This window comes from Bradyrhizobium embrapense, assembly GCF_001189235.2.
Classification (GTDB): Bacteria; Pseudomonadota; Alphaproteobacteria; order Rhizobiales; family Xanthobacteraceae; genus Bradyrhizobium; species Bradyrhizobium embrapense.
In genome coordinates this window covers 15651-35350 of sequence record NZ_LFIP02000017.1, presented here as the reverse complement: position 1 = coordinate 35350, position 19700 = coordinate 15651, and the positions used below count along the sequence as shown (strand labels likewise).

General features: G+C 65.2%; 15 protein-coding genes. 7 read left to right on the top strand and 8 right to left on the bottom strand.

Annotated elements, in window-relative coordinates:
- Window positions 1-69: 69 nt before the first annotated feature.
- The 3 genes from petA (at window position 70) to AKN83_RS36460 (ending at window position 3627) form a co-directional block, all read left to right on the top strand.
- Window positions 70-600: a ubiquinol-cytochrome c reductase iron-sulfur subunit gene (petA, locus tag AKN83_RS36470; RefSeq protein ID WP_050403972.1), complete on the top strand. Its 531-nt coding sequence runs from the start codon at window positions 70-72 to the stop codon at window positions 598-600.
- A 72-nt stretch (window positions 601-672) separates the two neighbouring features.
- The gene (locus tag AKN83_RS36465; RefSeq protein WP_050403971.1) at window positions 673-2748 is read left to right on the top strand and encodes a cytochrome c1; all 2076 of its coding nucleotides are present in this window, start codon (window positions 673-675) and stop codon (window positions 2746-2748) included.
- 204 nt (window positions 2749-2952) lie between these two features.
- A complete protein-coding gene (locus AKN83_RS36460; RefSeq protein WP_050403970.1) occupies window positions 2953-3627 on the top strand; it encodes a dienelactone hydrolase family protein in 675 nt (224 codons plus the stop codon).
- A 160-nt stretch (window positions 3628-3787) separates the two neighbouring features.
- On the opposite strand, the gene AKN83_RS36455 is transcribed toward AKN83_RS36460, so the two are convergent.
- The gene (locus AKN83_RS36455; protein ID WP_050403969.1) at window positions 3788-4690 is read right to left on the bottom strand and encodes a LysR family transcriptional regulator; all 903 of its coding nucleotides are present in this window, start codon (window positions 4688-4690) and stop codon (window positions 3788-3790) included.
- Between the two features lie 130 nt (window positions 4691-4820).
- Here AKN83_RS36455 and AKN83_RS36450 point away from each other — a divergent pair, with 130 nt between their 5' ends.
- Together AKN83_RS36450 and AKN83_RS36445 are read left to right on the top strand one after the other, a co-directional pair.
- Complete coding sequence (locus AKN83_RS36450) at window positions 4821-5600, top strand: SDR family oxidoreductase (protein WP_050403968.1); 780 nt, start codon at window positions 4821-4823, stop codon at window positions 5598-5600.
- Window positions 5601-5637: 37 nt separating this feature from the next.
- Complete coding sequence (locus tag AKN83_RS36445) at window positions 5638-6702, top strand: glutathione S-transferase family protein (protein ID WP_083992402.1); 1065 nt, start codon at window positions 5638-5640, stop codon at window positions 6700-6702.
- A 56-nt stretch (window positions 6703-6758) separates the two neighbouring features.
- On the opposite strand, the gene AKN83_RS36440 is transcribed toward AKN83_RS36445, so the two are convergent.
- Window positions 6759-7757: a VOC family protein gene (locus tag AKN83_RS36440; RefSeq protein ID WP_050403999.1), complete on the bottom strand. Its 999-nt coding sequence runs from the start codon at window positions 7755-7757 to the stop codon at window positions 6759-6761.
- A gap of 330 nt (window positions 7758-8087) precedes the next feature.
- Between AKN83_RS36440 and AKN83_RS36435 the strand changes: the two genes are divergently transcribed.
- Together AKN83_RS36435 and AKN83_RS36430 are read left to right on the top strand one after the other, a co-directional pair.
- On the top strand, window positions 8088-10253 hold the full coding sequence (locus tag AKN83_RS36435; protein WP_050403967.1) for an anthranilate synthase component I: 2166 nt from the start codon (window positions 8088-8090) through the stop codon (window positions 10251-10253).
- Between the two features lie 114 nt (window positions 10254-10367).
- Window positions 10368-10907, top strand: coding sequence for an adenine phosphoribosyltransferase (locus AKN83_RS36430; protein ID WP_018273383.1), 540 nt, complete (start codon window positions 10368-10370; stop codon window positions 10905-10907).
- A gap of 157 nt (window positions 10908-11064) precedes the next feature.
- Here the strand turns inward: AKN83_RS36430 and AKN83_RS36425 are convergent, their stop codons facing one another.
- The 6 genes from AKN83_RS36425 to smc all read right to left on the bottom strand — a co-directional run bounded on the left by AKN83_RS36425 (window position 11065) and on the right by smc (window position 19382).
- Window positions 11065-11733 carry a P-loop NTPase family protein gene (locus tag AKN83_RS36425; RefSeq protein ID WP_050403966.1) on the bottom strand — a complete coding sequence of 223 codons (669 nt, stop codon included), beginning with the start codon at window positions 11731-11733 and terminating at the stop codon, window positions 11065-11067.
- A 106-nt stretch (window positions 11734-11839) separates the two neighbouring features.
- The gene (locus AKN83_RS36420) at window positions 11840-12583 is read right to left on the bottom strand and encodes a P-loop NTPase family protein (protein WP_050403965.1); all 744 of its coding nucleotides are present in this window, start codon (window positions 12581-12583) and stop codon (window positions 11840-11842) included.
- A gap of 164 nt (window positions 12584-12747) precedes the next feature.
- Window positions 12748-13986 carry a M48 family metallopeptidase gene (locus tag AKN83_RS36415; RefSeq protein WP_050403964.1) on the bottom strand — a complete coding sequence of 413 codons (1239 nt, stop codon included), beginning with the start codon at window positions 13984-13986 and terminating at the stop codon, window positions 12748-12750.
- Between the two features lie 35 nt (window positions 13987-14021).
- On the bottom strand, window positions 14022-14582 hold the full coding sequence (locus AKN83_RS36410; protein ID WP_050403963.1) for a LemA family protein: 561 nt from the start codon (window positions 14580-14582) through the stop codon (window positions 14022-14024).
- A 214-nt stretch (window positions 14583-14796) separates the two neighbouring features.
- A complete protein-coding gene (locus AKN83_RS36405; RefSeq protein ID WP_050403962.1) occupies window positions 14797-15792 on the bottom strand; it encodes a small ribosomal subunit Rsm22 family protein in 996 nt (331 codons plus the stop codon).
- A gap of 125 nt (window positions 15793-15917) precedes the next feature.
- Window positions 15918-19382: a chromosome segregation protein SMC gene (smc, locus tag AKN83_RS36400; protein WP_050403961.1), complete on the bottom strand. Its 3465-nt coding sequence runs from the start codon at window positions 19380-19382 to the stop codon at window positions 15918-15920.
- Window positions 19383-19700 lie beyond the last annotated feature (318 nt).

Sequence of the window (19700 nt, the reverse complement as noted above, 5' to 3'; positions counted from 1 at the left end):
TTTCTTGGGGCGCTTCCCAGCGTCTCCGGGGCGGTTCCACCGGCTGCAGAAAAGAAAGGGCTAGGAATCGTGACGACAGCGTCTTCGGCGGACCATCCGACACGCCGTGATTTTCTCTTTGTTGCAACCGGAGCTGCCGCCGTGGTCGGCGCAGCCGCCACCGTCTGGCCGCTGGTTGCCCAGATGAACCCGGATGCCGCGACGATCGCGGCCGGCGCGCCGATCCAGGTCGACCTGGCGCCAATCGCCGAAGGCCAGGACATCAAGGTGTTCTGGCGCGGCAAGCCGATCTACATCAGCCACCGCACCAAGAAGCAGATCCAGGAGGCCCAGAGCGTGGCGCTCTCGAGCCTGCCCGATCCGCAGCCCGACTCGGCCCGCGTCAAGGCAGGCCACGACCAGTGGCTGGTCGTGATCGGCATCTGCACCCATCTCGGCTGTATCCCGATCGCCCATGAGGGCAACTACGACGGCTTCTTCTGCCCCTGCCACGGCTCCCAGTACGACTCCTCCGGTCGTATCCGACAGGGGCCGGCGCCCGCCAACCTGGCGGTGCCGCCCTACGCCTTCCTTACCGACACCAAAATCCAGATCGGCTAAGTCCCGGACATCACGGGATTTCGGCTTCCCCTTGGACCCATCGCGTCGTTTTTCTTCTTCAGGATCGCATCAATGAGCGGACCATCTGATTTTCAACCGAGCAACCCCGCCTTGAAGTGGATCGAACGGCGCCTTCCGATCTTCGGCCTGATCCACTCCTCGTTCGTGGCCTACCCGACGCCGCGCAACCTGAACTACTGGTGGACCTTCGGCGCCATCCTTTCGATGATGCTGGCGCTGCAGATCCTGACCGGCGTGATCCTGGCGATGCACTACACGCCGCACGCCGATCTCGCCTTCAAGTCGGTCGAACTGATCGTCCGCGACGTCAATTACGGCTGGCTGCTGCGCAACATGCATGCCTGCGGCGCGTCGATGTTCTTCTTCGCCGTCTACATCCACATGTTCCGCGGTCTCTATTACGGGTCGTACAAGGAGCCGCGCGAGGTGCTGTGGATCCTTGGTGTCATCATCTACCTCCTGATGATGGCGACCGGCTTCATGGGCTACGTGCTGCCGTGGGGCCAGATGAGCTTCTGGGGCGCCACCGTCATCACCAATCTGTTCTCGGCCGTGCCGTATTTCGGCGAGAGCATCGTGACCCTGCTGTGGGGCGGCTATTCGGTCGGCAACCCGACCTTGAACCGCTTCTTCTCGCTGCACTATCTGCTGCCGTTCGTGATCGCCGGCGTGGTCGTGCTGCACGTCTGGGCGCTGCACGTCGCGGGTCAGAACAACCCGGCCGGCGTCGAGGCCAAGACCGAGAAGGACACCGTGCCGTTCACGCCCTATGCGACGATCAAGGACGCCTTCGGAGTGTCGTGCTTCCTGATCTTCTTCGCCTGGTTCATCTTCTACATGCCGAACTACCTCGGCGACGCCGACAACTACATCCCGGCGAACCCGGGCGTGACCCCGGCGCACATCGTGCCTGAATGGTACTACCTGCCGTTCTACGCGATCCTGCGCTCGATCCCGAACAAGCTCGCCGGCGTCGTGGCGATGTTCTCGGCGATCATCATCCTGTGCTTCCTGCCCTGGCTCGACAGCGCACGGACCCGGTCGTCGAAGTATCGTCCGCTGGCCAAGCAGTTCTTCTGGATCTTCGTGGTGGTCTGCATCCTGCTCGGCTATCTCGGCTCCCAGCCGCCGGAAGGCATCTATGTGATCGCCGGCCGGATCCTGACGGTGTGCTACTTCGCCTACTTCCTGATCGTGCTGCCGCTGCTCGCCCGCATCGAGACGCCGCGCCCGGTGCCGAACTCGATCGCCGACGACGTGCTGGCGAAGAGCAAGGGCCGTCCGCAGCCGATGGTCTCGACCATGATTGCAATCATGGTTGCAGGCGGGCTCGTGTTCGCCGGCAGCATCCAGAGCGCCAAGGCGGAGGAGGGCGGCGATGCGCCGCCGGCCCAGAAGTGGTCGTTTTCCGGCCCTTTCGGCAAGTATGACCGCGGCTCGCTGCAGCGCGGCCTGAAGGTCTACAAGGAAGTCTGCTCGGCCTGCCACAGCCTGAACTACGTCGCGTTCCGCAACCTCGCCGATCCCGGTGGTCCCGGCTATTCGGAGGCGCAGGCAGCCGCGTTCGCGTCCGAGTACAAGATCAAGGACGGTCCGAACGACCAGGGTGAGATGTTCGAGCGTCCGGGCCGCACCGCGGATTATTTCCCGGCACCGTTCCCGAACGAGCAGGCCGCAGCCGCGGCCAACGGCGGCAAGGCGCCCCCGGACCTGTCGCTGATGGCGAAGGCGCGCTCCTACAAGCGCGGCTTCCCGCAGTTCGTGTTCGACTTCTTCACCCAATACCAGGAGCAGGGCCCGGACTATGTCGACGCCATCCTGCAGGGCTTTGAGGACAAGCCGCCGGCGGGCGTGACCGTTCCGGAGGGGACCTACTACAACAAGTACTTCCCCGGCCACGCCATCAAGATGCCGAAGCCGCTGTCCGACGGCCAGGTGACCTTCGACGACGGCTCGCCCGCGACCGTCAAGCAGTACGCGCATGACGTCACCACCTTCCTGATGTGGGCCGCCGAGCCGCACATGGAAGCGCGCAAGCGGATCGGCATGCAGGTGTTCTTCTTCCTGGTGGTGTTCGCCATCCTGATGTACTTCACCAAGCGCAAGGTCTGGGCCGACGCTCACTGAGCTCGATCGTCGCGAGTTGGAAAAAGCCCCTTCGGGGGCTTTTTTGTTGTCGTCATTGCGAGCGCAACGAAGCAATCCACCCGTCCTTGTGCGGAGATATGGATTGCTTCGCTGCGCTCGCAATGACGGCTAATTGATTGCGTCCGCCACCGAGTACGGACAAAATGCCGGCCAATCAGCCGGCCAAACATTGCGGAGGAACTCATGGGTACCACCATCAACTTCAAGCGTCCGGACGGCAAGGAAGCGTCGGGCTATCTCGCCAATGCCGCGCGCGGCAACGCACCCGGGGTCGTCGTGATCCAGGAATGGTGGGGGCTGCAGGACCAGATCAAGGGCATGTGCGACCGCTTCGCGCGGGCCGGTTTCGATGCGCTGGCGCCCGATCTCTACAAGGGCAAGGTGGTGCCGTATCACGACACCGACGCGGCCGGCAAAGAGATGAACTCGCTCGACTTCATGGACGCCACCACGCAGACCGTGCGCGGCGCCGCGCAATATCTCGCCAAGAACGGCGCCAAGGTCGGCCTGACCGGTTTCTGCCTCGGTGGCGCGGTGACCATCATCGGCGCCACCAAGATCCCGGAGCTGACGGCCGGCGTGGTGTTCTACGGCATTCCGCCGGAGCAGGCGGCCAAGCCCGCGGACGTCCGGATTCCGCTGCAGGGCCATTTTGCCACCAAGGATGACTGGTGCACGCCGGAACTGGTCGATGGTTTTGAAAAAGCGATGAAGGCCGCCGGCAAATCGCTGGAGCTGTACCGCTACGACGCCGAGCACGGCTTCGGCAACGAGCAGCGCCTGTCGGTGCACGACCGGCAGTGTGCGGAGCTCGCCTGGGACCGCGCGACGGAGTTCTTCAGGAAGCATCTGGGCTAGGCGGCGCTCGCGGTCACCATTCTGGTCCCTGCGAAAGCAGGGACCCATACGCCACGGCTGCGGCCATGGCACGCTGGCAGTCATCTCGCCAAACAACCGCACCCTGTGGTTATGGAGGCCCGCTTTCGCTGAGACGACCGAGAGCTCATAGCGACTGCCCCTATTCCCACGGTGGCGTGCCGCGAAATGCTTCGGCCAGAAAATCGATCATTACGCGAACCTTGGCGCTGAGGTGGCGGCGGCTGGGATAGACTGCCAGTACATCGGTTTCGGCCATGTGGTAGCCGGTCAACAGTGGCACCAGCCGTTTCCGGCGCAAATCCTGTCCGATCAGGAATGTCGGCTGTCGGACAATGCCAAGGCCGGCCAAGGCTGCTGCGCGGGCGGTGTCACCGTTGTTGGTGCGCATGATCTGACGCACCGCGACGGAATGCTCCTTGCCCGCATTGTCCAGCAGTCGCCAATCGTCAACTGAATCCGAATAGACATAGGCAATGCAGGCATGTTCCTTGAGATCCTCGGGTCTCGTCGGCGCGCCGTGTCGTGCGAGATAGTCGGGAGATGCGCAAATCAGGTGGCGCGCGGTCGCGAGCTTGCGGCTGACAAGCGCCGGTGACCCGCCACGCGAGATGCGGATTGCCAGATCGTAGCCCTCTTCGACGAGATCGACGACCCGATCGACCAGACTGACGTCCAATTCGATGTCCGGATAGCGCGCGCAGAAGCGCGGCCAGAGCGGTGCCAGATGAAGAATGCCGAAACTCAATGGCGCGTTGACCCGCAGCCGTCCGCGCGGCTGCATCGCGGCGGTAGAGGCGATTGCTTCGGCTTCGGCCACGTCCTCGAGGATGGCGAGCGCCCGTTCGTGCAGCATCCTTCCGGTCTCGGTCAGCGACAGCCGCCGCGATGTGCGGTTGAGCAAACGGGCGCCGAGCGCCCCCTCCAGTTCGTTGACGTATCGGGTGACATTCGCGGGGGAGGTGTCGAGCTTGTCCGCGGCGCGGGTGAAGCTGCCTTGGCCGACAACAGCCGCGAAAACCTCGAAAGCCCGCAATCGGTCCATGTCTCACCTCGTATCATTCATAAAAGATGAACAATATAACCAGTTTTCGCGCCTTCTTTCAATTTCGCGACGGGTTTACCTAAGAATCACCCGGCCGCGATTGACGCGGCCCCGAAAAGGAGAAACGGACATGGCCCAACAGCAAACAGGACGTCTTCAGAACAAGGTCGCGATCATCACCGGCGCGAGCTCCGGCATCGGCCGGGCCACGGCCAAGCTGTTCGCGGCCGAAGGCGCCAAGGTCGTCGTCGGCGCGCGGCGGGAATCCGAACTTGCGAGCCTCGTGGACGAGATCAAGGCGACCGGTGGCACAGCGGTGGCGCTGGCCGGGGATGTGCGCAACGAAGCCTACGCCCAGGCACTCGTAGCGCTCGCCGTCAAGACATTTGGCAGGCTCGACATCGCCTTCAACAATGCCGGCACGCTGGGCGAAGGCGGCCCCTCGACTGGCATTTCCGAGGCCGGCTGGAACGATGCCATCGCCATCAATCTCACCGGCTCGTTCCTCGGTGCGAAGCATCAGATCGCCGAGATGGTCAAGCATGGCGGCGGCTCGGTGATCTTCACCTCCACCTTCGTCGGCCACAGCTCGTCATTTCCCGGCGTCGCCGCCTATGCCGCGAGCAAGTCGGGCCTGATCGGACTGACGCAGACGCTGGCTGCCGAGTTTGGCCCGCAGAATGTTCGGGTCAACGCGATCCTGCCGGGCGCGGTCGATACCGACATGTATCGCGAGATGAACGACACCCCAGACAAGGCGGCCTTCGTCACCAATCTTCATGCGTTGAAGCGGGTCGGCCGATCAGAAGAAGTCGCGCGATCGGTCCTCTATTTGGCATCCGACGACTCGAGCTTCGTCACCGGCACCGCATCCCTGATCGACGGTGGCCTTTCCATCACCCGCACCTGAGCAGGACTCGACCACGCAGGGCAATGAGGAGGCTGACATGGGACTTCTGGTCGAAGGCCAATGGCGCGACGCCTGGTACGACACCGCCGCAACGCGCGGTCGCTTCGTACGCAAGGACGCAGCGTTCCGCAACTGGATCACGGCCGATGGCAGCGCCGGCCCAAGCGGTCGCGGCGGCTTCGAGGCGGAAGCCGGCCGCTACCATCTCTACGTCAGCCTCGCCTGCCCTTGGGCGCATCGCACGCTGATCATGCGCGCCCTCAAGGGGCTCGAGGACATGATCTCCGTCTCGGTGGTGCATTGGCTGATGCTTGAGAACGGCTGGACCTTCGCGGACGGCCCGGGCGTCATCCCGGATAGTGTCTTCCGTGCACGGTTCCTGCATCAGATCTACAGTGGAGCCGATCCACACTATACCGGTCGCGTCACTGTTCCGGTGCTCTGGGACAAGCATGCGCGCACGATCGTCAGTAACGAATCGTCCGAGATCATCCGTATGCTGAACTCGGCCTTCGATGCGATCGGTGCGAAGTCCGGCGACTATTATCCGGAAGGGCTGCGTGCGGAGATCGATGGGGTCAACGCCCGTATCTATGACACGCTGAACAACGGAGTCTACAAGGCCGGCTTCGCGACGACGCAGCAAGCTTACGAGGAGGCCGTCGTCCCGCTGTTCGACACGCTCGATTGGCTAGAGCAGCGGCTTGCCGACCGCAGGTTTTTGCTAGGCGACAGCCTCACCGAAGCCGATATCCGCCTGTTCACGACACTGATCCGCTTCGACGCGGTCTATGTCGGGCATTTCAAGTGCAACATCCTCCGCATCGCCGACTATCCCAACCTGTCGGGCTATGCGCGCGACATCTATCAATGGCCCGGCATTGCCTCGACCGTGAATTTCGAGCATATCCGGCGGCATTATTACCAGAGCCACCGCTCGATCAATCCTACCGGAATCGTCCCCGTCGGCCCTCTGCTTGATTTCATGGCACCGCACGGACGCGAGAGCCTGGTTAGGCGCGGCACACCGGCTTCGCCGGTTGGCGCGCATCCCGGTCTACCGCCTGATTGTCCGGATCGCACGTCGGCGGCGCTCGAGTAGTTCTCTCCGATCAGAAGGCCGTCCCGGAGTGCGCTGCGCTTCATCCGGGCTGCGCTTCAACTCTCCGCCCTGACCCCGTCCCACCACGGGCAGGTGCCCGACATCAGCTTGAAATTGCCTTCGATCACCTGCACGGGTGCGCGCTTGCCCTCGGCCGCGGCGCGCATCCGCATCTCGCGCGCGACCGCCCGATCCTGCGGCGACAGCCAGACCCGCTCGTGGCCCCACAGGCTCGGGCCGTCGTACATTTCGAACGGCGTCCAGTTCGCAGGGTCGATCTCGCGGCCGCCCCAGCCGCACTCGACCATGAAGGCCGACGGCGATTTTGCGTAGAACGACGTCATCAGGTCGTTGGTGTGACGGCCGAGCGTGACGTTGACCCGGTCTTCCTTCATCGCGATGTCGTAGGCCTGACCGACATCGTCCAGCGAGAACAGCTCCACCATCAGATGGTGCATGCCGTTCGTGCCGGTCTCGATCAGCGCGAGTGAGTGGTGGCGGGCATTGACGTGGAAGAAATAGGCGCGGAACGGCTTTTCGATGAAGTCGCTGAGGCCGAAGCCCAGCACGTCGACATAGAAGCTCATCACGGGTACGATGTTCTCGACGGTCAGCACTGCGTGGCCGAGCCCGAGCGCGCCGGTGCGAAAGCCGGAGATCGAGCGCCCCGGCCGGAACGGCGTGTCGTCGATCTCGGGGCCGTGGAACGCCTCCAGGCGGTTGCCGGCCGGGTCCTGAAACGAGATCAGTTCGCGGACCCGCCGCGCGTCGGCGAGCCCCTGCGGCTCGGTGCTGACAGGCATGCCGGCCTGCTCGAGCCGCACCGCCAGCGCGTCCAGCGCTGCGGCGTCCGCCACCTCCCAGCCGAAGAACCTTGTGCCTTCGCCCTGGGCGCGGTCGATCAGGATGCGCTGCTTGCGGTCGTCCATCCGGAAGGCGAGCAGCGAGTTGCCGCGCTCGACCGCCTGCAGTCCGACCAGGCCAGTGCCGAACTGCCGCCAGTCGTCGAGCGCGTCGGAGCCGAAGCCGGCATATCCGAGACCCAAAATCGCCATCTGCGCCTCCGCCATCTGTCTGTTTTTTGGGCGGCCGATCGGCCGCCATTTCGACAAATCCTACGCGGATTCCAGTGCCTTCAAACCCCGAAAGTGGCGTCCCACCTCGGGGCAGGGGTGTCGGGCCGTCCCTTGACACGGCGCGCGGCGGGTGGTGTGTAACGGCCATGAGCACCGTTGCCAGTCCATCCCGTCGTTGGTGGCCCACCTTCTCATAGGTGGCCGGTGCGTTTCATTTCCCAAAAACGTCGAAGGTCGCCATCGCAGTGCGACGGTCTCCTTCGTTTGTCCTGTGTGGCGCTCTCTTCCCAAGTCTCGTAAGAGGATCACATGAACAGGACAGTCTTCTCCCTGCCGGCCAAAAGCGAATACCTCACCAATGGCGGCCTTGCGGTCGCGCGCGTGGTCGAGCAGTTCACCGGCGGCGCCAATCGCCTCGACGACTTGATCGCGCTGCTGGACCGCCGCCGCGGCGTGGTGCTGTCCTCGGGCACGACGGTGCCGGGCCGCTACGAGAGCTTTGACCTCGGCTTTGCCGATCCGCCGCTGGTGCTCGAAACGTCAGGCACTGATTTCTCGCTGCAGGCGCTGAACCCGCGTGGCGAGGTCCTGATCGCTTTCCTCGGCGACGTGTTGCGCGAGCCCTGCGTCGTGATCTCGGAGCGGAGCGCCACGCGGCTCGCCGGCCACATCATCCGCGGTGCGGCGCCGGTCGAGGAAGACCAGCGCACCCGCCGCGCCAGCGTGATGTCGCTGGTGCGCGACATGGTGGCGGCGTTCACCTCCAATGCCGATCCGCTGCTCGGCCTGTTCGGCGCCTTCGCCTACGACCTCGTGTTCCAGATCGAGGACCTGGTGCAGAAGCGCGCCCGCGAGGCCGACCAGCGCGACATCGTGCTCTACGTGCCGGACCGGCTGCTGGCCTATGACCGCGCCACCGGCCGCGGCGTGGCCCTGAACTACGAGTTTTCCTGGAAGGGCAAATCCACCGCGGGCCAGTCGCACGAGACCGCGCCGAGCGTCTACGCCAAGACGGGGCGGCAAGGTTTTGCCGATCACGCCCCGGGCGAATACCAGGCGACCGTCGAAGTCGCCCGCGCGGCGTTCGCCCGCGGCGATCTGTTCGAGGCGGTGCCCGGGCAGCTGTTTGCCGAGCCCTGCGAGCGTTCGCCGGCGGAAGTGTTCCAGAGGCTCTGCCGCATCAATCCGTCGCCCTATGGCGCGTTGATGAATCTCGGTGACGGCGAATTCCTGGTCTCGGCCTCGCCCGAAATGTTCGTGCGCTCCGACGGCCGCCGCGTCGAAACCTGCCCGATCTCGGGCACCATCGCGCGCGGCTCTGACTCGATCGGCGATGCCGAGCAGATCCGCAAGCTGCTGAACTCGGAGAAGGACGAGTTCGAGCTCAACATGTGCACCGACGTCGATCGCAACGACAAGGCGCGTGTTTGCGTGCCCGGCACCATCAAGGTGCTGGCGCGGCGGCAGATCGAGACCTACTCGAAGCTGTTCCACACCGTCGATCACGTCGAGGGCATGCTGCGGCCAGGCTTCGATTCGCTCGACGCCTTCCTGACCCATGCCTGGGCGGTGACCGTGACCGGCGCGCCGAAATTATGGGCGATGCAGTTCGTCGAGGATCACGAGCGCTCGCCGCGGCGCTGGTACGCCGGCGCGATCGGCTGCGTCAATTTCGACGGCAGCATCAACACCGGCCTCACCATCCGCACCATCCGCATGAAGGATGGCCTCGCCGAGGTGCGCGTCGGTGCAACCTGTCTGTTCGACTCGGATCCGGCGGCCGAGGACCGCGAGTGCCAGGTCAAGGCGGCAGCGCTGTTCCAGGCGCTGCGCGGCGATCCGCCGAAGCCGCTGTCGGATTTCGCGCCCGACGCCACCGGCTCCGGCAAGAACGTGCTGCTGATCGATCACGACGACAGTTTCGTGCACATGCTGGCCGACTACTTCCGCCAGGTCGGCGCCAACGTCACCGTGGTCCGGCATATCCATGCCCAGGACATGCTGAAGCAGCGCGGTTGGGACTTGCTGGTGCTGTCGCCCGGTCCGGGCCGTCCGGAGGATTTCGGCATCGCGAAGACCATCGACACCGCGCTGGAGAAGAAGCTGCCGATCTTCGGCGTCTGTCTCGGCGTGCAGGCGATCGGCGAATATTTCGGCGGCGAACTCGGTCAGCTCGGCCAGCCCGCGCATGGCCGCCCCTCGCGCGTCCTGGTCCGCGGCGGGCGCTTGATGCACAATCTGCCCAATGAGATCGTGATCGGTCGCTACCACTCGCTCTATGTCGAGCGCGACAGCGTGCCCGAGGTGCTGGCGGTGACCGCGACCACCGAAGACGGCGTCGCGATGGTGATCGAGCACAAGACCCTGCCGGTCGGCGGCGTGCAATTCCATCCGGAATCGCTGATGTCGCTCGGCAACGAGGTCGGCCTGCGCATTGTCGAGAATGCATTCCGGCTTGATCCGGGGACGAATTGATTTGGACCGTCATTGCGAGCGCAGCGAAGCAATCCATTTCTCCTCCGCGGAGAGGTGGATTGCTTCGTCACTTGCGCTCCTCGCAATGACGATGCGGTGAAAGCGAGAGATCAAATGACCTTCGACCACGACATCAAGGCGACCGTTCGTACCATCCCGGACTATCCGAAGAAGGGCATCCTGTTTCGCGACATCACGACCTTGCTCGCGGATGCGAGAGCCTTCCGCCGTGCGGTCGATGAGCTGGTGCACCCCTGGGCGGGGGCGAAGGTCGACAAGGTCGCCGGCATCGAGGCCCGCGGCTTCATCCTCGGCGGCGCGGTGGCGCATCAGCTCTCGGCCGGCTTCGTGCCGATCCGCAAGAAGGGCAAGCTGCCGCACACCACGGTGCGGATCGCCTATTCGCTGGAATATGGCATCGACGAGATGGAGATGCACGCCGACGCCGTGCAGCCCGGCGAGCGCGTGATCCTGGTCGACGATCTGATCGCCACCGGCGGCACCGCGGAGGGCGCGGTGAAGCTGCTGCGCCAGATCGGCGCCAACGTGGTCGCCGCCTGCTTCATCGTCGACCTGCCCGATCTTGGTGGCGCGGCCAAGCTGCGCGCGATGGACGTGCCGGTGCGCACGCTGATGGCATTCGAAGGGCACTGAACTTCTCTTGCCTCGCCCAGCTTACGGGGAGAGGCCGGATCGCATGGAATGCGATCCGGGAGAGGGGGAGTCTCCGGGCGCTCCAATGCTGATTGAGGCTGCGGAGCCGGCTCTTCACCCCGACCCGCTCCCCGCAAGAGCGGGCGAGGGAGCAGAGCTATCCCCGCTGCAGCAGCATGCTGAGCTCGAGATCGCGGAAGGTGGTGTAATTCCGCCGGATCCACTGATGCAGCTCGGTCGATGAATCCTTCTCCTGCCGCAGATAGCCGGTGAAGGAGAAGCTCAGCCGGTCGATATAGGTCTTCAGGAACACCGGCAGCGCGCGGAAGCGCAGCACCCGGCTGGCGGTCATGACCGGCGGCAGTTCGCCGCGCACCACGAACTCGTTGTCGATGACGATGAGCGCGTTCGGCGGGATCATGCCGGCCAGCGTCTGGTAGCCGTGCACCGAGGCGCGGTCGGTATCGGCGACATACAGGATGACAGGCGAGACGCGGCGGCGCAGCGCCTCCTTCATCAGCCCGATCTGGTCGCACATTTTGAAGAATTCATCGAAGGCGTGGTAGCCGAGGTCGATCACCTTGGCGATGCCGTCATTGACGATGACACGGTCCATCAGCTGCATCTTGCCGTAGGTGTCGATCACGTCGGCGGTTTCCGTGATCCGCGGCAGATAGTCGAGCAGCGACGGCTCCTTCAGGTTGATGTCGTAGCAGACCACGTCGCCGTTCTTGAGCAGCAGGAATTCGCCGAGCAGCCGCGCGATCAGCGTCTTGCCGACCTGCGGGCGGGGCGAGCAGATGATGTAAACGGGCGTGGACGACATCGCCCGCTATATCAGGCCAAATTTTCGCCCAATCCAGCCCCATCGCCGCCTCGGGCGCGACTTTTTTCGCTGCCGGGGGCGAGCTTTTCACTGCCTTCGCGCGCGACTATTTTTCGCCCTTGGCCGCCTTGGCGCCGACCAGGTCGGTGAGCTTGATCCGGTCGTACTCGCTCCAGACATTGGCGAGCCAGTGCCGGACATAGCCGCGCAGCACGAAGGAGTAATTCGCTGCGTCGTCGTTGATGCCCTTGTTGGCGACGAATTTCAGGAACGGAACCGAGGAGACCTCGACCTGCTCATAGGCCATTTCGTTGAGCTTCGGGATGGTCAGGTCGACGGCATCCTTGATGCGGTGGAAGTAGGAATTATAGGTCGCCTGGTCCCACTGGAAGAACTGGGTGTCGTTGATGAAGTTCTTGACCAGGAAATATTTCGCGCCGCCCATAAAGTTGGCGGTCTCGGCGATCTCGTCCAGCGAGGCGATCGACGGGCCGAGGATGTGGAACACGGCGAAGGTGATCTGGCCGGAGCGCGCGGCGTCGAGGAAGCCGATGTCGCGCAGCGAGGCCAGCGCCGGCGACAGCAGCCCGGCGCGGACGTCGATCACGGTGACCGCCGGGCCCGAGTTCAGCGTATCGAAGATCTTCATCTGGTCCGCGGTCGTCGTCATGTCGACGATCTCGGTGATCTCGGGATGGAAGCGCTTCAGCGTGCCGCGCGGCGATTCGGTGTCGAACGCCCGGGTCTGCACGTTGTTGGCACTGAAATAGTCCAGGAGCGTCCGCGAGACGGTGGTCTTGCCGACCCCGCCCTTGTCGGCGCCCACCACGATCACAACCGGCTTTGCCATGGAAATCCCTTGAAAGCGCGCTCCCGACCGCGATGGCGATCGGCAAGTCCCCACACTGCTTTGGGCGCGAACATGGCAGAAACGAGGGAGAATTCAATTCCTTAACGCGCCCACATTGGCTTTGGTGGGGATTTCCTTAATGGACTGAGTGACCTAGGGCACGATCAGCGGTGCGGGCCCCAAGGACCTTGAAGTGGGCCTTGGAGCGGTCCCTGGAGCGGACCAAACGGTCCCTGCCTGGGGGCAGTGCCGGGCAGCGGCGGCGGATTGTTCGGTTGTGCCGGCGGCGTGTCACCCCACGGGCCATGGGTCACCGGCGGGGGCTGGTCGCCTGCCGTGGGCGGCTGGTCCTGCGGCTCCGTGTCATCCGGCAGCGCCAGCGGTCCGGGGTCGTGGCCGCCGGCATATTTCACCAGGGCATCGACCCGGGACTTCACCGACGGATGGGTCGCGAACAGGTCGGCAAAGCCCTCGCGCGGATTGTCGACGCAGAGTTCCATCACCGCCGAGGTGGCGCCCGGCAACTCGCCGCGGTTCTCGATCTTGCGCAGCGCCGAGATCATCGCATCGGGATTCTTGGTCAGCTCGACCGAGCCGGCATCGGCGAGGAATTCGCGCGACCGCGACAGCGCGAGCTTGACCACCTGTGACAGCAGCCAGGCCAGCATGATCAATGCGACCGCGATGATGATGACGATGATCGCGCCGCCGCCCGAGCCCTTGCTGTCGCGGTCCGAGGAGGATGACGACCGGGAGGATGACGAGGACGACCAGCCACCTCCGCTGCCGCCGCTCCACGACAGATTTGTGAACAGGCGAAAGAACAATTCGCCGAAGAAGCCGACCACGCCGGCGATGATCACCGCGACCACCATCAGTTGCACGTCGCCGTTCTTGATATGGGTGAGCTCGTGGCCGAGCACAGCCTCGATCTCCTGGTCGTTCAGCGCTCTCAGAAGTCCGGTGGTGACCGTGATGGCGTACTGCCGCGGGTTCAGTCCGGTCGCGAACGCGTTCAGCGCCGGGCTGTCCATCACCTTCAGCTTCGGCATCGGGATGCCGCGCGAGATGCAGAGGTTTTCCAGGAGATTGTAGAGCCGCGGTTGCTGCTGGCGCGTCACGCTTTCGCCGCCGGTGACGGCGTCGATCATCTTCTGGTGGAAGAAATAGGCGATCACGATCCAGGCCAGTGCAGCGATCGTCGCCCATGGGAAGGCCGAGGCCAGATCGCGCGCGGCATGGGTCAGATAGTAGTCGGCCGTGCGGCCGCCATCGGTCATCACCTCCGCGACCAGCGCGCCGGCATAGACCAGCACGTAGATCAGCAGGAACAGGCCGGCGAGCAGCAGCATCGAACGAAACTTGTTCGATGCGATATGCGTGTAGAGACCATAGGCGGCCATGACGGAGCAGCCTCCCGCCGGCGCGCGTTGCGCCTTTAGAACTTCACGCTCGGTGCCGCCTCGACCTCCGTGCGGCTGGCGCCGAGGTCGAAGAAATCCTTGCGGGTGAAGCCGAACATGCCGGCGAACAGCGCGGCCGGCATCTGCTGGATGCCGGTGTTGTATTCCTGGACCGCGTTGTTGAAGAAGCGGCGGCTGGCGGCGATCTTGTTCTCGAGATCGGAAAGCTCCGATGCGAGCTGCTGGAAATTGGCGTTGGCCTTGAGGTCCGGGTAGGCCTCCGACAGCGCGATCAGCCGGCCGAGTGCACCGGAGAGCTGGTTCTCAGCCGCCGAGACCTGGGCCGGTCCCTGTGCCGAGATCGCCGAGTTGCGTGCCTTGATGACGTCGTCGAGCGTGCCGCGCTCATGCGCGGCATAGCCCTTCACGGTCTCGACCAGGTTCGGGATCAGGTCGTGGCGCTGCTTGAGCTGCACATCGATGTCGGCAAACGCCTGGCTGACCCGCTGGCCGAGCGCGACGAGGCGGTTGTAGGCGCTGAACGCAAACAGCACGAGAAGGACGATGACGCCGATAACGATCCAGCTGGTCGACATGACAGGGCAGCTCCTGATGGACGAGACGGCGGCACCGTAGCCCAAGATCGGGGCGCAGGGCAGCCCGCCGCGAAGAGGTGGGCATGGGTTGGTCGTAGATCGGCCGAGACCGGTTCAACATATTCGTCGTCCCGGCGAAGGGGACCCATTGCCGCCGCTATGTGCAGTGAGAATTCGTTGGGCCCCAGCTCGCTTCAACGACGCATTTCGGTGGTTATGGGTCTCGGCCTTCGCCGGGACGACCAATTACCGCATCGCCCCAGCGCCATTTGCGGGCGCGGGCGTATTCGGCCTTGGCGCGCCGGGGCACTTTTGTGACAACGACGCCATCGACCGTGCAGAGCTTGGCCGCAACCTCGACCTTGCCGACATCCGGCTGCGCCAGCACGCGCGGTGGCCGGTTCTCAACGCGCGCGCGGCTCAGCGCGACATAGGCGAAGCGCTCGTCCTCGAACGGGGCGTCGGCGCCCTTGACCTGCTTGTGTGCGCGCGAGCGTTGCAGGCGCTGCGAGAAATGACACCAGTCCGGCGCGACCAGCGGGCAGGCGCCGTCATGCGGGCAAGGGGCAACTACATGCGCGCCGGCGGCGATCAAGCGTGCGCGGAGCGCGATGATCCGCGCATAGCCCGCCGGCGTGCCGGGTTCGACGACCAGCAGCGTGTCGCGCGCTTTGGACCACATGGCATCGGTCAGTGCCGCGCGTTCGGCGTCACCAAGTTCGCCGATCATGTAGCTGGCGACGACGAGGTCGGCGGGGTTGGCCTTGTCGATCAGGGCGTGGGCCTGGCCGAGTTGATAACTAGTGTCGTGCAGGCGGATGCTGCCGTGAAACAGCCCTTCGGCGAGCGTTCGCAACGCGGCGTTGGCGTCGAGCAGGGTGAAGCCTTGCAGAGAGGTGAACGTCTCAGCGGCGGCCCAGGTCGCGGTTCCCGGACCGGCGCCGACATCGAGCAGGCTCGCCGGCGCGAAGTCCGGCCTGATCTCCGTCAGCGCATTCAGGCTCGCCATCACGGCCGCATAGGTCGCCGGCATCCGCGCCAGCGCGTAGGCCAGCGCATCGGTCTCGGTCCTGATCGTCGCGGAGTTGCCGCCTTCGCGATAAGTCCGCGAGATCACCGCCGCGCGGCCGGCGGCGTCGCTGCGCGATAGGCCTTCGAGGTGGCTGTTGAGCGCCGCGCGCAGTTCGGCGGGAAGATCGGGAGAGGTCATGCGACGCACTATCGCATGTCATTGCGAGCGAAGCGAAGCAATCCATCGCGCCGCTTGCCGAGACATGGATTGCTTCGCTGCGCTCGCAATGACGGAGCGGAAGCGGGTGCGCGAGCGTCAGCCCCTTACGCCACGTTCTGGTCGAGGATGTCGACCGCGCCCTGCAGGTCGACCGACACCAGCTGCGACACGCCGCGCTCGGCCATGGTGACGCCGAACAGCCGGTTCATCCGCGCCATCGTGATCGGGTTGTGCGTGATGATGATGAAGCGCGTGTCGGTCGAGCCTGTCATTTCGTGCAGAAGGGTGCAGAACCGTTCGACGTTGTGGTCGTCGAGCGGCGCGTCGACTTCGTCCAGCACGCAGATCGGCGACGGGTTGGTGAGGAACACCGCGAAGATCAGGGAGAGGGCGGTCAGCGCCTGCTCACCGCCTGACAGCAGCGACAGTGTTTGCGGCTTCTTGCCGGGCGGCTTGGCGATGATCTCGAGGCCTGCCTCGAGCGGATCGTCGCTCTCGATCAGATGCAGCGCGGCTTCGCCGCCGCCGAACAGCTCGGTGAACAGCCGCTTGAAATGGTTGTTGACGGTCTCGAACGAGGTCAAGAGGCGCTCGCGCGCTTCGCGGTTGAGGCTCTGGATGCCCTGTCGCAGCCGCTTGATCGCCTCGACCAGGTCGTCGCGTTCGGTGGTCAGCGCAGTGTGCTGGGTCTCGACTTCCTTGAGTTCTTCCTCGGCGCGCAGGTTGACGGCGCCGAGCCGCTCGCGGTCGCGGCGCAGCTTCTCGAGCTCTTCCTCGACCTGTGTGACTGGCGGCAGCTCCTGGCCGGGCTCGATCTCGGCGAGGCCCACGACCGCGCTCGGCTCGACCTCGAGCATGTCGTGGATCTCGCGCTCGATGTCGGCGAGGCGGCGACGGGTGCCTTCCATGCGCTCCTCGGCGCGCGCGGTTGCCTCACGGGAATAGGAGAGGGCTTCGAGGGTCGCCTTGGCGACGCGGTCGGTTTCCGCCATCGCGGCTTCCGCGGTCGCGAGCGCGTCGGCGGCGATGCGGCGATCCCCCTCGGCGTGCTCGATCTCCGAGATCAGCGCACTGCGCTTCTCGGCGAACACCTCCGGCGCATTGGCCAGTTCCTCGCGCTCGGCCGACACTTCGGCGATGCGGGCCTCGACGGTCTCGACCTGCGAAGCGGCGCTGGTCTTGCGGTTCTGCCACTCATTGCGCTCGGCGACGATCGCCTGGACGCGGCGGTCGGCGAGTTCGGCCTCGCGGGCCAGCGCCTGCGCCTCGGCGCGGACTTGCGCCGCGGCACGGCGCTGGTTGTCGATCTCGGCGCGAACCGCGGCGAGCTGGGCCTCGGTCTCGACACCAGGCGGCAGCTCGGACAGCGCGGCAACGGCGCTTTCATGCGCGGCCTCGGCCTCGGCGCGGTCGGCGGCGACGCGGCTGTGCGCCTCGGCCAGCGCCGATTTGCGCGCGGCGTGGCGATTGATTTCGCGCTCGGTCGCGGCATGGCGTTCACGTGCGGCGTCGGCCTCGCGACGGGCGGCGCGCACGGCTTCGCGCGAGGCGCTCTCGGCGGCGGACGCCGAGCGCAGCTCTTCCTCAGCCGTCTCCAGCGCCTGGCGCTTGGCGGCGGCATCGATGCGGGCCTGCTCCAGCTCATGCTCGATATCGACCAGGCGGGCGCGCTCGGCGAGGCGGCGCGCTGCGCCGGTCGGGGCATGGGCGTCGGCGACAAAACCGTCCCAGCGCCAGACGTCGCCTTCGAGCGACACCAGCCGCTGGCCGGTCTTCAGCTGCGACACCAGCTCAGCGCCGCGTTCCTTGGCCACCACGCCGATCTGGGCCAGGCGGCGCGCCAGTTCCGGCGGCGCCTGGACGTGATCGGCCAGCCGCTCGACGCCGTCAGGCAGCGACGGATCGCCCGAAAGTTCACCGACATTGGTCCAGCGCATCGGCGCGGAGGAATCCACCGGTGCATCGAGGTCGTCGCCGAGCACGGCGCCGATCGCCTTTTCATAGCCCTTGGCGACCGTGATGCCGTCGATGATCGGCGGCCACAGATTCTTGGTCTCGCTGGTGACAAGCTTGGAGATGGTGCGGGCTTCGGTCTCCAGCCGCTGCACGCGCTTCTCGGCCTCGGCGAGCGGATTGCGGGAGGACTCCAGTGTCTGCCGTGCGGCGGCGTGATGGGCTTCGCTCTCCTGCACGGCCGCCTCGGATTCGGCGAGCGTCTGCTGTGCCATCTCCATGGCAGCGGCGAGCGCGTCGATGTCGCCGAGATTGCCGGTCTCCTGCGCGAGCTTGGTTTCCTCGGCCTGGACGTTGGCGATTTCCTGATCGAGCCGCGCCAGCCGGTCGCGATGGGTGCGCACGCCGGCCTCGAGCTGGTTGCGCTTGGCGGTCAGATCGGCGAGCTGCGTGGTCAGCTCCGAGAACTGGCGCTCGGTCGCGGCCAGGATCTCCTCGGCCTCGGAGACACGCTCGTCAACGCCGGAGCGCTTCTCGACGCGCGACTTGATCTCTTCCTTCAGCTCGGCGTCTTCGGTGTCGAGCCGCTGCAGCGCGATGTCTGCATCCGAGGTCTGCTGCTGCTCGCGCGCGATGTCCTGGGCAAACTGGGTCAGGCGGCGATCGAGTTCGCCGACCCGCTCCTTGGCGCGCTGCTCCTCACGGTCGAGCATCTCGCGGGCGTTGGTCAGGCGCTGCAGGCCTGCGGCGGCGCGCGCCTCGGCATCGCGCAGCGCCGGCAGTTCGGTGGCGCGGATCGCCTGGATACGCGCGGCTTCCGCCTGATGCTGGGTGCGCTCGGCCATCTCGCGCACGGCGAGATCATGGGTCTGCGCGGCGTCGTTGACGTCGGCGTTGGCCCCGATCCAGCGCAGATGGAACAGCATGGCTTCGGACTTGCGCACCTTGGCCGCGACCTCGCGGTAGCGGATCGCCTGGCGCGCCTGCTTCTTCAGGCCTTCCATCTGGCCAGTGAGCTGGCCGATCACGTCCTCGACGCGGGTGAGGTTGGTTTCGGCGGCCTTCAGCCGCAGTTCCGCCTCGTGGCGGCGTGCGTGCAGGCCGGCGACGCCGGCGGCGTCTTCCAGCACGCGGCGGCGCTGCTCCGGCTTGGCCTGGATGATCTCGCCGATCTTGCCCTGGTGAACCAGCGCCGGCGAACGCGCGCCGGTGGCGGCATCGGCGAACAGGATCTGCACGTCGCGGGCGCGCACGTCGCGGCCGTTGATACGGTAGACCGAGCCGGCCTCGCGCTCGATGCGGCGGGAGATTTCGAGGATCTGGCTGTCATTCATTGCGGCCGGCGCCGAGCGATCGGAATTGTCGATCGTCATCACGACTTCGGCGTGGTTGCGCGCCGGACGGTTGCCGGAACCGGCGAAGATCACCGCATCCATGTCGGCGGCGCGCAGCGACTTGTGCGAGGTCTCGCCCATCGCCCAGCGCAGCGCTTCGACCAAATTGGATTTGCCGCAGCCGTTCGGTCCAACGACGCCGGTCAGGCCCGGCTCGATCATGAAATCGGTGGGTTCAACGAACGACTTGAAACCGTGCAGGCGGAGGCGCGTGAGCTTCATGTACACAAATCTCGCTTGGCCGGGCGCGAATCTCCCTGCCGTGACAATACCATGGATGGCAATGTCGGTGTCTGGGGTGAATAGCTGCGTGCAGCTCTCATGAGCGGCGACAATGGCGATGCGCGTGCGTCAGGGCAACCGCTTGACCAAGCTTTTCCCAAGGGATTTGCAAGGGATTTGCAGGGGTTTTGCGACCTCTGCATGGCCTTGAAGATTCGCATCGCGCGAATCGGGTTTTCAACAACCAAATTATGCGAAGGCGGCACACCGTGATCGCAAATCATCCACAATTATCGTGCCGCGACTCGAACGCGGGTA

Excerpts from the sequence above, each read along its gene's own strand:
- AKN83_RS36450 (WP_050403968.1), top strand. The coding sequence starts at position 4,821 with ATGGCCCAACAGCAAACAGGACGTCTTCAGAACAAGGTCGCGATCATC.
- AKN83_RS36435 (WP_050403967.1), top strand. The coding sequence starts at position 8,088 with ATGAACAGGACAGTCTTCTCCCTGCCGGCCAAAAGCGAATACCTCACC.
- AKN83_RS36465 (WP_050403971.1), top strand. The coding sequence starts at position 673 with ATGAGCGGACCATCTGATTTTCAACCGAGCAACCCCGCCTTGAAGTGG.
- AKN83_RS36405 (WP_050403962.1), bottom strand. The coding sequence starts at position 15,792 with ATGACCTCTCCCGATCTTCCCGCCGAACTGCGCGCGGCGCTCAACAGC.
- AKN83_RS36440 (WP_050403999.1), bottom strand. The coding sequence starts at position 7,757 with ATGGCGATTTTGGGTCTCGGATATGCCGGCTTCGGCTCCGACGCGCTC.
- AKN83_RS36425 (WP_050403966.1), bottom strand. The coding sequence starts at position 11,733 with ATGTCGTCCACGCCCGTTTACATCATCTGCTCGCCCCGCCCGCAGGTC.
- AKN83_RS36455 (WP_050403969.1), bottom strand. The coding sequence starts at position 4,690 with ATGGACCGATTGCGGGCTTTCGAGGTTTTCGCGGCTGTTGTCGGCCAA.
- AKN83_RS36460 (WP_050403970.1), top strand. The coding sequence starts at position 2,953 with ATGGGTACCACCATCAACTTCAAGCGTCCGGACGGCAAGGAAGCGTCG.
- AKN83_RS36420 (WP_050403965.1), bottom strand. The coding sequence starts at position 12,583 with ATGGCAAAGCCGGTTGTGATCGTGGTGGGCGCCGACAAGGGCGGGGTC.
- AKN83_RS36415 (WP_050403964.1), bottom strand. The coding sequence starts at position 13,986 with ATGGCCGCCTATGGTCTCTACACGCATATCGCATCGAACAAGTTTCGT.
- AKN83_RS36410 (WP_050403963.1), bottom strand. The coding sequence starts at position 14,582 with ATGTCGACCAGCTGGATCGTTATCGGCGTCATCGTCCTTCTCGTGCTG.
- smc (WP_050403961.1), bottom strand. The coding sequence starts at position 19,382 with ATGAAGCTCACGCGCCTCCGCCTGCACGGTTTCAAGTCGTTCGTTGAA.
- AKN83_RS36445 (WP_083992402.1), top strand. The coding sequence starts at position 5,638 with ATGGGACTTCTGGTCGAAGGCCAATGGCGCGACGCCTGGTACGACACC.
- AKN83_RS36430 (WP_018273383.1), top strand. The coding sequence starts at position 10,368 with ATGACCTTCGACCACGACATCAAGGCGACCGTTCGTACCATCCCGGAC.